Here is a 16045-nt window from a genome sequence, read left to right as displayed (position 1 = left end):
CGGCCCAAGTCAAGTGCTTCAGATTAACCGCAGTTTGTACCGAAAGCCTTAGAAGATTGTTGAGGTGCACCTGATAACAACTCCGTTAAAGGTTTTTTCACGGTATGGACGAGATATGAGTATTCAAAGACGCGGCTTTCTTACACTGACCACCGCATTTGCGTGCTTGCAATTTGTTGGTAACGCACAAGCCGAAACATCCGAGATACGAACCGAATTACAGGTGGCTTTGCAACGACATCTCGAACGATCTCAAATCGACGGTGCAATTCACTTCGTCGATCAAGACACAGCGACGGTACAAAAACTGTATCCGATTAAGGCGCATCCGCTAATTTTCAAAGGCAACAATTTTTTTGTGATGTGCGCAGAGTTGCGTGATGAACAAGGCGAAAAATACGAAGTAGATTTCTATCTGGTGCAGGCGCGACGAGGCTACCGCGTCGTTATGACAGAGATCAAAAACCGAAAAAATCTACTCAAAATGATGCGTGCAGGTAATGTCAAAAAGTTCTGATTGCAATTTAACTAGCACTATCGACTGGGGCGGACCTTTTAGGCTCTATTTTAGGCTTTCGTTTTGGCTGGCGGTCAACTTTTTGCTCTGCGCCATCGTAGGGCTTACAGTTTTGTCACGCATACAAATCTCGGATGTCGACCAGAAGCTGTCCATGCGCGTCGGAAACTTTGCAGGTCGGGTCGCCGGTGGATTGGAACAGGTAAGCTTCGACAAAAACATCGATCAAGCAGTTTTTTCCGGTCGTCAGATCTTGCTGACTTTGATGTCCGATCCGGCGATCGAATGTGCCGAACTACGAGACCTGGATGGGCAGCCGATACTAAAAGCGCCTCTGGGATTAGGCTGTTATCCAGGAGTCAGTGCTAATTCATTGGTCGTTCCCGTCCAATTTATTGACGATATGGATCTGGTTTTACATTGGAGGCGGGACGAAGTCACGACCGCAGCGATCCGCCAGCGCAATCTCTCAGCGTTTGTTCTCGGCTCTGGCCTGATATTTGCAGTTCTATCCAATCTTTTAGCTTTTCGAAAAATCATCGGGAGCCCACTGAAGCTGCTGATTACCGGGATAGAACGGGCCAAAGTCACGGCAGAACATAATGCAATGCACGACAGCCTGACCGGGCTGGGAAATCGGAGAAAACTGGACCATGAGCTTTTTTATCGGGCTGAGCGGAAACGCATTCTGACTGTTCTGAACATCGACCTGGACGGTTTCAAATTGATCAATGACACTATGGGTCATGATGCGGGTGATGAAGTCTTGCGCATCTGCGCCAAACGGCTCAGCGCAAACTCATCGGAAGAAGAAGTACTGATACGCACCGGTGGAGATGAATTCGTTGTGCTATTGCCGCCCGGCGAAACAGTAGAGGCCGCACGAGAACGCGCCATGCAAATCATCAAACTGCTAAACCAATTTATTGATATAAATGGTGAGAAATGCCGAGTTGAAGCAAGTATCGGAATCGCATCAAGAAAGATGGAGGGATTTAAAGGCCAGGCGGTGCAAGTCATATCGAATGCCGACATCGCATTGATCCGTGCCAAAAACGAGAACAAAGGTGGATTTATTGAGTTCACGGAAGAAATGCGCGCTGCGACCGAAAAGCGAAGATCCCTTGGCGAGGAAATCAAACGGGGTTTGGAGCATGGTGAATTCATTCCTTACTATCAACCGCAAGTTTCAGCTCTTGACCATACGCCGGTTGGTTGCGAAGCCCTGGCGCGATGGCAACACCCAGAAAAGGGCATATTACGTCCTGGTGAATTTGTTGCCGTCGCAGAAGAAGTTGGTATCCTTCACAAGATTGATGAAACGATTTTCGAACGGGTCTTGGGCGATCTTCGGAGATGGGAAGATGCACAAGTTGACGTCCCTAGAGTCTCTGTAAACGTCTCGGGCCGGCGGCTGTTTAGCGCAAACCTTATTCCGCAATTAAGATCTCAATGGATCCCGAGTAAGAAGCTTACGTTTGAGTTGTTGGAGTCTGTTGTTTTCGATCAAACAAACGCAACTTTGGCATGGAATTTGGATTGTCTGCGCGAAATGGGTATCGAACTAGAAATCGACGATTTCGGAACGGACAGAGCCTCGGTTACAAGTATTCTTGCCGTCAAGCCAACGCGAATAAAGGTGGCGCGAGAACTCATTCAATTGGACAATCAAAACGGCTCATTGTCGAACACTCTTAAAGCGATGGTTGCTCTTGGACGGGCTCTACAGGTTGGTCTAGTAGCCGAAGGCGTTGAAACCCAGGAGCACCTGAAATTGGTTGAGCAGTTAGGGTTTGATCGCATTCAGGGATATCAAATCGCCCGACCGATGTCTGCAGATATGTTGCCCCAATGGCTTTCAAAACAAACCCAATCAAAAGCAGGTAGCGAAAAAAAACGGCATAGCCTTTGCACCCCGGGTCTATGCTGTGATTGATCCCAACGGAAACCTGCCAGCCTAATCGTCCCCCAGTTAAGCTAGGCGCGTTCAGAATCATCACCATTTGAACGCATATCCCCACGACAGTCTTTGGTTGCTGTAACTTCACGTAATTCTGACTGTCAATTTGGCGATCGTGTCGCCGTCTAGAAGACGGGATTCTGAAAAAAGCGCTACCTCCTATTGCACGAGCGGAATAGTGCAGTTGGGAGGAGAGCCCGACACAGGTTTGTCATTCTCGGCAGATGACGATGATCCGGAGTTCGCCTCGTTCGGTGTTCAACACGACGAAAGGAAAGCTCCGCTGCGAGTAGTCAGAACGGCACGCTGATAGATGGAAGCGGCAACACATTCCATCGGGGATTATCCTCAATTGAAGATGTGCTAACGATCATCGTTCCGAATACGGGAGTGCAAATCCTTGTTTGGTGGATTGCAATGCGTAAAGACACCGGATCCACCGGCGGTGTGTTTCAATCCTAGGACTTCTATATATTCAGCGCTCCAGTTGATTCCAGTATCACATGTAATGTTATGTAAATTGATTGCACGTCGGGGTCTGGCTCAGGATTAAGTAATCAGTACAGCGCTTTCGACAGTCAAAATTATACTTGCAGGAGACAATGTTAATGCCAAAGAATGATCAAAAAACTCCGATTCAATTGCTTGGTTTGCCGCAGGACAACAATGTCAGTTACTTGTCTGGACCGTGCATGGCGCCCACCCGCATCCGCGAGGCTTTATTCTGTGACTCGGCTAACCTTTGGACAGAAACCGGATTTGATTTGTCGGACAAAAAGCTATGGCAGGATGCAGGCGATGTATCTCTCTATGACAAAACAGGATTAGAAGCATTTGAGTTGATTCATACATCAATCACAAAATTGGTGAAGTCTGGCTACCAGGTTTTGAGCCTAGGTGGAGATCACTCTGTTTCGTTCCCTGCCATCAGCGCGCATGCCGAAAACCATGGAAGGCTGAGCATTTTGCACATTGATGCCCATCCCGACCTCTATGATGATATGCAGGGGAACTCGTATAGTCATGCCTCGCCGTTTGCGCGACTCATGGAAAGTGGACTAATCGATCGGCTTGTTCAGATTGGCATACGTACTTTGAATGGACATCAGCGCGAACAAGCCGCACGTTTTGGTGTCGAAATCCACGAAATGTGTGATCTGTCACAGGTTGGTAGCATCAGCTTTGATCGCCCTGTTTATCTGTCGCTTGATATGGATGCACTCGATCCGGCTTTCGCCCCAGGCGTGTCACATTATGAACCCGGCGGGCTTTCAACGCGCGCGGTTCTCGACGTCATTCACAATTTTAGCGGCCAGTTGATTGGCGCTGATGTTGTAGAACTCAATCCCCACCGAGATCCAGGAAACGTCACTGCAATGGTTGCGGCGAAATTTACCAAGGAAATTATGGGGCGAATTCTGATCGACAGGAAGTAGAAACAAAGTCCCTAGTTTTGTTAGGGGGTCCTCTGCGCGACAATTTTTAACAATACGGGCATCATCATTGAAAAAAGCTCTGCTTGAGACGAGATCCCACATTTACGATACAGTTGTTTTCGAAAAACTTTCACGGTTTGTTCGCTAATTTTGAGGCGTAGGCTTATTGAAACCGATGAATGTCCCCTCAAGATAAACAGCGCAACCTGGGCCTGACGTGGTGTAAGGCAGATTCCTAGTTCCGACTCCAGTCTTTCACGAAACGCATCTGGCTCGGATGTCTTGTCGTTGTTATCGTTTGAGTGCAGATTCGCCCAGTGCAGTTCGCTTATGGCGCGAAGGACTGGCTCCAGCTCGCGCGCGCGCGCCAACTCGCGTTTTGAAAACCGTTGGCCGGAAGCGGCATCTCGACCCACGCTGAGATGTACGGAAACGTGCGGTGACGGGTAGGCCACATATACCATCTCATCCACAACAGTAGTTCGTCGGTAGTAAGTTGAAAAATATTCGGTTCGTTTGAATTGGTCTGGAGCGACCTGGCTCAATGTGTAGATGCCTGCAGGTGCCTGTTCGACATGCAAGTTGTAGAACGGATCGAGCAGATAAGCGCCGAGCACGTAGTCAGATTCCAGTCTTTCGTGAACCTGCATTACAGTGGCACGTCTATGTATAATACGTGGGCGCTTATTTCCTGTGTAGATAAGGATAGTTTCATTGTCGATGTCGAGAAAATATCTAACAAACTGAAAAATGGACTCTTCAAAACCTTGCGTGTGCAAATGAAAGATCATTTGCCCAAGGTGTTCCATCCCTGCTTGCAGTGGTTTCGCCAAAATACCCCCTTAGGGTTATACCCCGTTTCGAAGCCGGGGGTAATCTAGACTCCATTTTTGAGGGTTACAACGTTTTCGGATTTCGACCGATACAGCGGACCTGAAAGCCAACGACGATGAGGGCTAGCAATATGCAATTAGATACGACTTCCGATTCTGTTTTGACTGCAGACAATCACCTCATTCAGTCATTCGCGGATCTCGACGCCCTGAAACAGAACAGTGCGCGAACGATCATCCAACGTGGCAAAGGGGCGTTCGTATATGATAACGAAGGCCGCGAGCTGATTGACGGTATCGCCGGGCTTTGGTGTGTAAATGTCGGGCATGGGCGGAGAGAGCTGATCGATGCAGTCACCAAGCAGTTGGAAGAGCTTGACTACTACTCGACTTTCTACAACTTCACCCATCCGGCGGCGGCACTACTAGCCGAAAAGATCACCAGCCTCGCACCTGGCAATCTAAACCATGTTTATTTCGCCAACTCAGGTTCGGCCGCCAACGACACTGCAGTGCGCATATTACATCACTACTATGCTCGGCGTGGGAAACCGAACAAACGGCAAGTGCTTAGCCGGTTGGGCGGCTATCACGGCTCGACTTATTTGGCTATGGCAATGACCACACCGGCCTATTCGGCAGGCTGGAGCTGCGCTACAGATCTCGTGCACCATTTGCGTTCGCCCCATCACTGGCGAGAGGGTGAAGGAAAATCGGAGGCGGAATTCTTAGACGATCTAATGCTCGACTTGGAGCAGACTATAGCGCGGATCGGGGACGACAACATTGCTGCCTTCATAGCAGAGCCGATCATGGGCGCAGGTGGCGTGATTGTGGCGCCAGCGGGCTATCACAAGCGCGCCTTGGAAATCTGCAAGGCGTATGACATCAAGTACATCTCCGACGAGGTGGTCACGGCTTTCGGAAGGCTGGGTCACTTCTTCGCGTCGAAAGACCTCTTCGATATCGAACCAGACATCATCACTTCGGCCAAGGGAATGACGTCAGGCTATCAGCCACTTTCAGCCACGATTATATCGGACGAGATTTTCGATGTAATCTCTGAGCCGGGCGAAAAATTCCTTCATGGATTTACCTATTCGGGCCATCCGGCTGCGGCTGCAGTTGGTCTTGCCAATATCGACTTGATGCAACGTGAGAGGTTGCCGGAGAAGGTTCGAACTACTGGCAAGATGTTCGAAAACGCACTTAAGGACCTGATCGATATAGACATCGTTGGCGAAGTGCGCGGCAGCCATTTCATGATCGGTATTGAATTCGTACAGGACAAGCAGAGCAAAAAATCTTTCGAAGACTCCGTGGAAATCGGAAACAAAGTCGCGGCGGCTGCACAAGAGCGCAGTCTCATTGTGCGTCCGCTTGGCAACAGCTTGATTTTGTCACCGACGTTGGTGATGACGCCTGAACTGATCGACAGGACAGCCGGAATCCTGCGGGAAAGTATCGAAGCAGTTGCAGGCATTGGCTGAACTGCCAACTTCGGATCCGCAAGACTGGGCGTGAATTAAAGAATGCCTATTTGCCACAATGATCAGGTCTTCGAAGAGATCGAGGACGCTCTAGCACAACTGCAAATACCAAACCCTGTCTCGCGGCCAAAGCTTAACAATTTTAGAAGGAGAGAAACCATGAATGGCATTGATCTGAAGGCACTGGATGGCGCGAAAGCCGCGGTAGAATTCAGCCCCAACGCAATGACTGTCAACAAGGGCATCCCAGTTTAGGGCGGCCAGAAGGTCGCGGCCTAAAGACAGCCAGATCCGCCTGGCCGATAAGGTCGGGTGGATCTTCAACCGGGGAACGGAAATGAGCATCCAAAGCACAATGCAGCATGGCAATCTAGGCGTTGCGCAGCTTTTGCGTCACGCGCTGCGGTTTGGCGGCGGTGCGGACGTCATTTGGCATTGCAACGGTGTCAGGAGCCGGGCAACCCTGCAGGATTGTGCGGTGCGAGCCGCACGGCTCGGGGCTTCCCTGACAGCGCGGGGCGTCGGCCCTGGGGACGTCGTGGCCACGTTCGGCAATGCAGACGTAGAACACTTTGAAGCTTATCTTGGCGTACCGGCACGTGGCATGATCCTGCACCCTCTGAATATCCGGATGCATGATACTGACCTTGCGAACAGTTTGCAGGAGACCGGCGACTGCGTCATAATCGTCAGCCGCGGGTATTTTGAACGGTTCGAGCAACTTGCACCGATGCTCGCAGGGACCAGGCTTCGACTTGTTCTGGTGACGGGGCAAGAGCCAGTTGTGTCCGCCAAAGGCCTGCCGGTTGAAACGTTGTCTTACGGGAATTTTCTGGCGGATGCGCCCGCGATGAGGGCGGATGCGCTGACTGACCCAGAAGAAACCGCAGCGGCGACGATCTGCCATACCGGCGGAACGACCGGACGGCCGAAATCGGTTGTCTATTCGCACCGTTCGATCTGGCTGCAGGCGCAGAGTCTGACCAGCGCTAACTCGCTGGGACTCTCGCGCCGAGATACATTGCTTCCAGCGGTTCCGTTCTACCATGTGAACGGCTGGGGAATGCCATTTGCCGCTGTCATGGCTGGTACCGACCTCGTTCTGCCGGGCGCCGAGTTCCGGCCCGATGCGCTCGATGCGTTGATTGAGGATTGCGGCGTGACCATTGCCGCCGGCGTTCCGACCATTTGGAGCGACCTTTTACGGATGCGGGATGCAACCGGAGCGACAGGGTTCAAGACTCTCTCGCGCCTGGCTACAGGGGGGTCGGTAGTCCCAAAATCGCTGATCGATGCCATGGCCGAAAAGAAGGTCGAGATTATTCAGGCTTGGGGCATGACGGAAACCTCGTCGATGTCGGTTCTGGGCCGTGTCACCCATGATGAAACTGATGTTGGGCCAAATGCGCAACAGCCGATCGGTTATCCCATGCCCGGGCTTGAACTGCGAGTTGTGGCTGCGGATGGCGAAACCGTCGAACCGGGCAGCGGAACAGCAGGCGAAATTCAGATCCGTGGTCCCTGTGTGACGCGATCCTATCTCGGTACCGACGCCGATGATGCGTTTGACGGAGGTTGGCTCAGGACTGGCGATATCGGAACCATCGACGCGCTGGGGCGGCTGACCCTTACCGATCGGCTGAAGGATGCCATCAAGTCTGGCGGGGAATGGATTGCAGCACCGGTGCTTGAAGATGCGCTACGGGGCTTGCCGGGTATTCTCGACGCCGCAGTGATCGCAATGCCGCACCCGCGCTTTCAGGAACGGCCGCTGGCAGTAGTAGTCTGCGAGGCAGACAAGCCGGCTGATATTGCGGCCCATCGAGACCGTCTGCGGGCGCTTGTCCCCTCGTGGTGGTTACCCGATGGCTGGGCAGTGGTGCCTTCGCTTCCGCGCACGGGACTTGGCAAACCGGACAAAGCCGCCCTCCGATGCTTGCACGTTGCTGGCGCGCTGAACGTTGTCCGAGATTCTGCAAAGACAATACCCTCTCACGCCAAAAAACAACCGGAGAAGACCAATGAAAACTGATACCGCCACCAATGAAGTCATCCTTGCCGAAATCTGTGATGGCATCGGCTGGATCAGGTTGAATCGACCAACAAAAATCAATGCACTTTCTGCCGAAGTGGTAAGCCGCTCTCGCGCGCAGGTAGAGGCGTTCGAAAGGAATGATGAAGTGAAGGTCATCGTCATTACCGGAAGCAATCGGAATTTCTCGGTCGGGTATGACATCGCGCAGGAGGTCGAAATGGGTCTCGCGCGCCCTGAGGACTGGCACGCGGCGCTGACTAACAACGTCGGGCTGTCGATGGCAGTCTGGTCGTCGACCAAGCCGACGATTGCGGCTGTGGATGGTTGGTGCCTAGCTGGCGCATGTGAGCTTGCCATGGCGTGCGACATGATCGTGGCGACGGACCGGGCGAAATTCGGTGAACCCGAAATCCGCTTCGGATCAGGGCCGGTCACCCTGTTGATGCCGTTCATCCTGGGTCAGAAGAAAACGATGGAGCTATTGCTGACGGGCGACACGATTGACGCTGTCGAGGCGGAGCGCGTCGGGATGATCAACCGTGTCGTGAGGCCGGAAGAACTGGAGGTGGCCGTGCAGAAATTGGCGCAGAAGATTGCGTTGACCCCGCTGGTCACGTTGCGTCTTACCAAGACCGCGCTAACCCGCGCCTACGAGGCGATGGGATTGCGTAATGCGGTGAACGTCAACCTCGATCTGGCCGCGACGCTTAACGCGGCTGAGGCCCCCGAGAAAGCCCAGTTTGTGAAACTGGTGCGCGATGAAGGTCTGCGCAAGGCGCTTGATTTTCGTGACAAGCGCTATGGTGCGCTGACCGATTGACGAAATGTGTCAGGGGAGGGAATGCAGATGCACCTGAGAAAGTTCTTCATAGATGGTCAATGGGTTGACCCTAAATGCAGAAAGACGCTGCCAGTGATCAATCCGGCAACCGAAGAGGCATTCACCGAGATTGCGATGGGCGGCGCCAAGGATGTTGACGCGGCAGTAGCTGCCGCGCGCCGGGCATTCCCGGCCTTTGCCGCCACCCTCGTGGCGGAGCGCCGCGCCTTACTTGAGAGGATCCTCGAAGAATACGAGCGTCGCACCGACGACCTGGCCGCCACGATTTCGCAGGAAATCGGTGCGCCCGCCGATTTCGCCAAGGCTCCGCAGGCTCTGATGGGAACGCTGCACCTGAAGCAGATGCTAAAAACGATGGATAGCTACGAGTGGGCCCATGACCGGGAAGAAACGCGCGTCGTGCGTGAACCCGTAGGGGTTGTAGCGCTTATCACCCCATGGAACTGGCCGTTGAACCAGATTGTCTGCAAGGTCGCGCCTGCGATTGCCGCGGGGTGTACCATGATTCTAAAACCGAGCGAGATCGCGCCTCTTTCAGGCCTCGTGTTTGCCGAGATTATGGAAGCGGCCGGTACACCAAAGGGCGTTTTCAATCTTGTCAACGGCGACGGGCCGGACGTGGGTGCTCCGCTGTCGGCGCATCCCGACGTCGATATGGTCAGCTTTACCGGCTCGACCCGTGCCGGGGTACTTGTTGCCCAAGCGGCCGCGCCCACCATCAAGCGGGTTCACCAGGAACTCGGGGGAAAGTCCGCAAATATCCTGCTGCCGGACGCCGATTTCCCAACCGCAGTAGCCGAAGGGGTCACCGCGTGTTTCGGAAACTCCGGGCAATCGTGCAACGCTCCCTCTCGTATGTTCGTACCGCAAGAAAGGAAAAACGACGTAGCCAAACTGGCATCGGCTGCTGCACAGAGCTTCAAGGTTGGTTCACCTAATGATCCAAACACAAAGCTAGGACCGGTCGTCAGCGACTTGCAGTTCAATAAGATTCAGGCGTTGATCGAAACCGGGATCTCCGAAGGCGCGACACTACTTTGTGGTGGCCTCGGTCGGCCAGAAGATCTCAAGCATGGTTATTATGTGCGTCCGACCGTCTTTTCCGATGTTCAACCGCAGATGACAATCGCGCGCGAAGAGGTCTTTGGACCGGTGTTATCCATCATCACTTACGAAACAGTCGAAAACGCCGTCGCAATGGCCAATGACACGCCTTATGGACTGGCCGGTTATGTCCAATCGACAAATCTAGACAATGCCCGGCATGTCGCTCAGCTCCTTCGTGCTGGCACAATATATGTCAACTACCCTGATTGGGACAGCTCCGCTCCCTTCGGTGGTTACAAACAATCTGGCAACGGTCGCGAATACGCGGATTTCGCTTTGGATGATTTCACGGAAATCAAGGGAATCGTCGGGTGGGCGGCTTGAAGTGTGGATTGATTCTGAAAATGACCCTTTAGGGGTATTCTGAATTGTTTTGCACGGTGGCTAAAATATCCGGACGCAGGCCGGCAGTTTAAAAGAGAATTAAAAAACCGGCTCGAAAGGGAGAGATATGAATACAGAATCGCCAATTGCAATCGACGTCCGCGACGCGGTGAAGCGTTATGGCGAATTCACCGCTCTGAAAAAGATTTCGCTTTCGATTAAAGATAACGAATTCTTCACGCTGCTTGGACCTTCGGGCTGTGGCAAAACCACACTCTTGCGCATGATAGCAGGTTTCGAAGATGTAACTGAAGGACAGATTTACCTGTATGGCGACGAGATTGAAGGACTTCCACCGAACAAGCGACCGGTGAATACAGTCTTTCAAAATTACGCCTTGTTTCCGCATATGAGCGTGCTCGATAACGTGGGTTTTGGACTCGAGATGCGCGGAGCATCAAAATCGGACGCCCGCCGCCGAGGCGGTGAAGTTCTTGAGTTAGTGCAGCTATCGCAGTTTGCAAAGCGAAAACCATCACAGCTCTCAGGAGGCCAACAGCAGCGTGTGGCATTGGCGCGCGCCCTTGCACCGCAACCAAAAGTGCTGCTCCTCGACGAGCCGCTTTCCGCGCTTGATCTCAAACTTCGAAAGGCGATGCAGATTGAATTGAAACACCTCCAGAGAGAAACAGGCATCACCTTCATTTTTGTCACACACGACCAAGAAGAAGCGCTAACCATGTCAGACAGGATTGCGGTGATGTCGGCGGGTGAGCTTCAGCAACTAGGCAAGGCCCGGGATATTTATGAACGCCCTCATAACAAGTTTGTGGCCGACTTCATTGGTGAGACTAACCTTTTGGAGGTCTCGGTCGACAAAATCGATAACGGGCATGCCATTTGCCATTTGGGTGGTGGACACTCATTGACGTGCAATGCGGTCGACGGGATCGATGTAGGTACACGCGTGCATATATCAGTTCGTCCAGAAAAGCTGTTTACTTCAGATGCACCCTCTGGAGTAGAAAGCCTCAAGGGTATCGTCAAGGAAAACATATACTTAGGCACGGATTTGTCTACTATTATTAACCTTGACGAGGGGCCAGATTTTACTGTGCGTACGTCCAATTCAGAGCGTGGTAACAAGCGGATTTTTGAACCAGGCGCACAGGTTTTCGTCAATATGGAGATGGGGGCCGCGCGCCTCCTCGTCGACTGATGGCAGGCGGGTCCACAAGCGGCGGCAGCGTCAAAGCCGATACCTATGCTGGTGTGCGTCACTGGTTACTTGCTCCGTCCTGGTTGGTACTACTGACCGTTGTCGTCGGGCCGCTGTGCATCATGCTAATCTACTCATTCCTCACAAAGGAGTTTCGTGGCGGTGTGGTTTGGGAATTCAATCTGGCCGCCTATGATAAGTTCTTTTTTGACCGCGGGTTGTTCGGTGACGAAGCACCCCGTATCGAATGGACTTACATTTCCATCTATTGGCGTTCAATCTTACAAGCGGCGATCGCGACGCTAGTTAGCTTGCTGATCGGTTTTCCGACCGCATATTTCATTGCTACGCGACCTACAACGAGTCGTGCACTTTGGGTTTTTCTGATTACTATCCCATATTGGGTGAATTTGCTCATCCGAACGGTGTCGATGAAGTTTCTGCTGCGCGACCAAGGGCCGCTCAACGCGTTTTTGCTATCAACCGGAATTATAGACCAGCCGCTGACCATCGTTAATACCGATGTCGCTGTGCAATTGGGCCTGTTTTATAGCTATCTACCTTTCATGGTGTTGCCGATATATGCGGCGGTCGAACAATACGACCACCGTCTGTCCGAAGCTGCGGCCGATCTTTATGCCAGTCGCTGGATCGCGCTGCGGCGCGTAATCTTACCGGCGGTGAAGCCAGGCGTGATTGCCGGCTGCATCCTTGTCTTCGTGCCATCACTGGGATCGTTTCTGGCGCCTGATCTACTGGGAGGCGCAAGAAATTTCATGATTGGTTCACTTATCGAGGACCAATTCAAGGGTCAGGCTGGTGATTGGCCATTCGGTGCGGCGGCGTCGATGATTCTGCTTAGCATGGTTTTGATCGTTTTAATCGTTGCTGCTCGCCGCCAGGCTCGGGCCAAGGCCGCAGGAGGTGAAGTATGAGTTCCTCAAAAACCGATGTTCGGCGTTATCCGGGGTTTCTTAGCGTCACATTGCTATGCCTTCTGGTTCTTTATGCTCCGCTTGTGATCGTTGGTATCTATTCCTTCAATGCCTCGAATTCAATCACAAGCTGGGATGGTTTCAGCCTGCGCTGGTATGCAGAAGTTTTCACAGGTTCGGAATCCGAAAAATTCAAGATTGCTGCGTGGAATTCGCTTTTTATTGCCATCATCGCTGCAAGCTGCGCCACGATACTCGCCGTCCTGGCGGCCATGGCGATTATCCGAGGTGGACAATTTCGTACGCGCCAGATCTCGCAAGGTTTGGTTAGTTTGCCGTTGATGGTGCCCGAGATCGTTACTGCTGTCGCAACGCTCATTTTCTTCAATGCGATTGGATTCAGCCGGGGTCACATGACGATAATCATAGCGCATATCGCGTTTTGTGTACCATTCGCTTACATGCCGATCGCCGCCCGGATGCAAGGCGTCGAAGATAGCTACGAGATGGCGGCGATGGATCTATATGCGTCACGTTTCCAGGCGTTTTGCCGAATCCTTTTACCACTGATGATACCTGGTATCATTTCGGGTTTCCTGCTCGCCTTCATCATCTCAATGGATGACTTCCTGATTACAAATTTCGTCAAGGGTGCCGGAGTAGAGACCTTGCCCACCGCAATTTTCGGTGCGGTGAAACAGGGGATCAAGCCGAACATCATGGCGATCTCGACGATGCTGCTCGGCCTGTCGATCATCATCGTTTCGCTTTCGTACATCGTGAGCAAATTCGACAACACCAAGTAATCCAACGAGGAGAAAAGAATGAAACAGAAAATCAAGAAAAGTGTCGCGGCAGCGGCTCTGGTGTGCGTTGTCACTTCAGCGGCCAAAGCGGAGGAGCAAGTCGTTCTGTATCATTGGTTTGAGTACATTCCCCAAGAGCTGCTGGAGAAATTTACCAGCGAATCCGGAATTGAAGTCGTAATGGACACTTATGATTCGAACGAGGCGCTTCTGGCTTCGCTCAAGGCTGGAGCCATTGGAACTTACGACCTCGCGGTTCCGGGCGATTATATGGTCGAGATTTTGGCAAATCAGGGTCTATTGGGCGAGTTCAAACCGGACGAGCTAAAAAATTTCGAGAATATCGCAGATCAGTGGCTGAATGTCGACTTCGACCCAGGGCGTCAATATTCGATTCCCTACCAATGGGGCACGACTAGTTTTTCGGTCAATCGAGACGTTTATCAAGGTGAAATCGACCAGCTTTCAGTCCTCTTTAATCCGCCGGAGGAGCTCAGCGGAAAGATCAATATGCTCGACGCGCAAAACGACGTTTTAGCGCTTGCGTCACTTTACTTGAACATACCTCAATGCACTAATGACCGTGAGCAACTGAAAGCGATCAATGGGCTGGTTCAAGAAGCGAAACAGCATTGGGTTTCGTTCAACTCGGACACTACTAAAGATATCCTAGTTTCGGGGGATGTTGCCGCCAGCATGATTTGGAATGGGTTCGGTGCGCGGGCGCGGGTCGAAGGTGCAAATATCGAGTATGCGTTTCCAACCGATGGTTACATCGTCTGGATGGACAACGTGGTTTTATTGAAAGATGCGCCGAATCGCGAAAATGCATTGAAATTCATGGATTTTCTGCTGGTACCTGAAAACATCGCAGCGGTAAGTGATTATGCGCGTTACGAATCTGGAATAACTGGAGCCAAAGAGCACGTCTCAGACGAGTTGCGCGAAATGCCAGAACTCAATGCGCCGACAGGCGGCAAGGGTCACTTCGTTGAGGTCTGTGACGCCGAAACACAAGCGGTCTATGACCAGATATGGACCAACCTCCGGAAGTGAGTTTTTGAAACTGGGGCATGCGCACGCAGTTGATCGCGTGCCCTGACACTTGTTACAGTCAGGTCAAGATTTGAGCTGTTGCGACGACGACGGAAGCCAACTAAAACTCGAATTCTGCTGAAGTACAACTTGTCTTGTAAAGGTAAATTATCCACATCACTTCTCTGACCAAATTTTTGTCGCTATAACAAGGCTGTCCTAGTAACGTGGTTCGTTAATCAGCGGAGACAAGGAGAAATAGCTCTGTCCTGAGGCGTATAGAAATGAATGCGGCGTTGAATACTACTAAAATTCTTGAGCTGGCGCGCAGCTTTTCGGCGTGCCCCGCAACGAGTGCGAACCTTGACGAATGCCTTAGTGACCTTGCAGATTTCTTGCGGTTTGACGCTTCGATGTTGACGAGTTGGTCGCCTTCGATGGAAAGTGCGGTTCCGTTAACGAGTTCGTATTCGAACGAAGTTGCCAGTTATCTAACCAGTACTTACTTAGTAGATTGCCCGGGTTTTGCTCTCGCAAAAACGCAAAAACATCCCGTTGGAATGAGTGATACACCGTTCAGTTTTTACGACACGGTCACATACGGTGATTGCTTGGGACCCGCAGGATTTCGCGAAGGTGTCACATACGTAATAAGAGGCGCTGAACAGAAGGCTACAGGAGTACTTTACTTGAGTTCCGGTCACGATCGACCGCTCTCAGACGAAGGCCGTCTAATCTTGTCGATGCTGACCCCCTCACTTTCGAAAATCACGCAGCAAATTTCGGATTCGGCAACAACAACCCACATCGTAAGAACTGCTCATGGGACCGTAGATTCCGCAAACTGTTTGAATAATGTCGAGAGGGGCATTCTCGAAGACGAGGAGATGTTGCGCATTGCTGCTCAGCTGGCTTCGTCAAACAACGGCCAGGTGAGATTTTATCACATAACTCCTGATCGCATTTGGTGGAAAATAGTTTTCCGACAAGAGTATTCCCACAGAGGTTCACACGTTGTCGTTGAGCAAAAACCGGAAGAGCCGCCGATGGAGCTTACTTTCCGCGAGTTGGAGGTCGCCAATCTAACTTGTTTTGGACTAACAAACACCGAGATCGCCGACCAATTGGGCGTAACACTGTCGACAGTAAAAACTCACTTGGAAAAACTGTATGATAAATTGGGCGTTTCTCGACGTTCAGAAGTACCGATGAAAGTTTTTCAACATGGTCTTTACGTACGCCAGTTTCGAATCTCAATGCAGCACAAAGACTGGGCGTCGGTCGTCTGACCGATAGGCGGCTCCAGGCATTTTAGTTATGCTACACTTGTCTTAACCCAAGTTGCGAAAAAGCTTTTGTTGATGACGAAATTGATAGGAGCTCCGCAGACAATCGCACACGAAACTTAACTGCTTTTTCTCCCTGTCTAGTGAGAGCTTACTCTTCCTGATCTCTCCTAGCCACTATGCCGATGCTGGATAAGCTCGTCTTTCCGGCGTCGGCCTTT

General features: G+C 51.8%; 13 protein-coding genes. 12 read left to right on the top strand and 1 reads right to left on the bottom strand.

The window, feature by feature from the left end:
• The first annotated feature begins 115 nt into the window (after window positions 1-115).
• The 3 genes from Q1B27_RS23550 to speB all read left to right on the top strand — a co-directional run bounded on the left by Q1B27_RS23550 (window position 116) and on the right by speB (window position 3913).
• Entirely contained in the window at window positions 116-517 is a 402-nt protein-coding gene (locus tag Q1B27_RS23550; RefSeq protein WP_299852285.1) for a hypothetical protein, read from the top strand.
• The gene (locus Q1B27_RS23545) at window positions 501-2453 is read left to right on the top strand and encodes an EAL domain-containing protein (protein WP_299852282.1); all 1953 of its coding nucleotides are present in this window, start codon (window positions 501-503) and stop codon (window positions 2451-2453) included. The genes Q1B27_RS23550 and Q1B27_RS23545 overlap by 17 nt, the downstream gene beginning before the upstream one ends.
• A 632-nt stretch (window positions 2454-3085) precedes the next feature.
• Window positions 3086-3913 carry an agmatinase gene (speB, locus tag Q1B27_RS23540; RefSeq protein ID WP_299852279.1) on the top strand — a complete coding sequence of 276 codons (828 nt, stop codon included), beginning with the start codon at window positions 3086-3088 and terminating at the stop codon, window positions 3911-3913.
• Window positions 3914-3933: 20 nt separating this feature from the next.
• Here speB and Q1B27_RS23535 read toward each other — a convergent pair whose 3' ends face one another.
• Window positions 3934-4746, bottom strand: a complete 813-nt coding sequence (locus tag Q1B27_RS23535) for a helix-turn-helix transcriptional regulator (RefSeq protein WP_299852276.1) — start codon at window positions 4744-4746, stop codon at window positions 3934-3936.
• A 131-nt stretch (window positions 4747-4877) separates the two neighbouring features.
• On the opposite strand from Q1B27_RS23535, the gene Q1B27_RS23530 reads away from it, so the two are divergent.
• From Q1B27_RS23530 to Q1B27_RS23490, 9 genes are all read left to right on the top strand, one after another.
• On the top strand, window positions 4878-6236 hold the full coding sequence (locus tag Q1B27_RS23530; RefSeq protein WP_299852273.1) for an aminotransferase class III-fold pyridoxal phosphate-dependent enzyme: 1359 nt from the start codon (window positions 4878-4880) through the stop codon (window positions 6234-6236).
• A gap of 337 nt (window positions 6237-6573) precedes the next feature.
• Window positions 6574-8268, top strand: coding sequence for an AMP-binding protein (locus tag Q1B27_RS23525; protein ID WP_299852271.1), 1695 nt, complete (start codon window positions 6574-6576; stop codon window positions 8266-8268).
• Window positions 8258-9091, top strand: coding sequence for an enoyl-CoA hydratase/isomerase family protein (locus tag Q1B27_RS23520; RefSeq protein WP_299852268.1), 834 nt, complete (start codon window positions 8258-8260; stop codon window positions 9089-9091). Before Q1B27_RS23525 ends, Q1B27_RS23520 begins: the two co-directional genes overlap by 11 nt.
• Window positions 9092-9112: 21 nt before the next feature.
• Window positions 9113-10543, top strand: a complete 1431-nt coding sequence (locus Q1B27_RS23515; RefSeq protein ID WP_299852265.1) for an aldehyde dehydrogenase family protein — start codon at window positions 9113-9115, stop codon at window positions 10541-10543.
• A gap of 127 nt (window positions 10544-10670) precedes the next feature.
• Entirely contained in the window at window positions 10671-11762 is a 1092-nt protein-coding gene (locus tag Q1B27_RS23510) for an ABC transporter ATP-binding protein (RefSeq protein WP_299852262.1), read from the top strand.
• The gene (locus Q1B27_RS23505; protein WP_299852259.1) at window positions 11762-12697 is read left to right on the top strand and encodes an ABC transporter permease; all 936 of its coding nucleotides are present in this window, start codon (window positions 11762-11764) and stop codon (window positions 12695-12697) included. The genes Q1B27_RS23510 and Q1B27_RS23505 overlap by 1 nt, the downstream gene beginning before the upstream one ends.
• Entirely contained in the window at window positions 12694-13503 is an 810-nt protein-coding gene (locus Q1B27_RS23500) for an ABC transporter permease (protein WP_299852256.1), read from the top strand. The genes Q1B27_RS23505 and Q1B27_RS23500 overlap by 4 nt, the downstream gene beginning before the upstream one ends.
• An 18-nt stretch (window positions 13504-13521) precedes the next feature.
• Window positions 13522-14559, top strand: a complete 1038-nt coding sequence (locus Q1B27_RS23495; RefSeq protein WP_299852252.1) for an extracellular solute-binding protein — start codon at window positions 13522-13524, stop codon at window positions 14557-14559.
• A 263-nt stretch (window positions 14560-14822) separates the two neighbouring features.
• Window positions 14823-15827 carry a LuxR C-terminal-related transcriptional regulator gene (locus Q1B27_RS23490; protein WP_299852249.1) on the top strand — a complete coding sequence of 335 codons (1005 nt, stop codon included), beginning with the start codon at window positions 14823-14825 and terminating at the stop codon, window positions 15825-15827.
• Window positions 15828-16045 lie beyond the last annotated feature (218 nt).

Origin of the sequence: uncultured Roseovarius sp., assembly GCF_947489715.1 — a bacterium.
Classification (GTDB): domain Bacteria; phylum Pseudomonadota; class Alphaproteobacteria; order Rhodobacterales; family Rhodobacteraceae; genus Roseovarius.
Note: the sequence above shows the minus strand (reverse complement) of the source record. Positions and strands in the feature narration are given on the sequence as shown.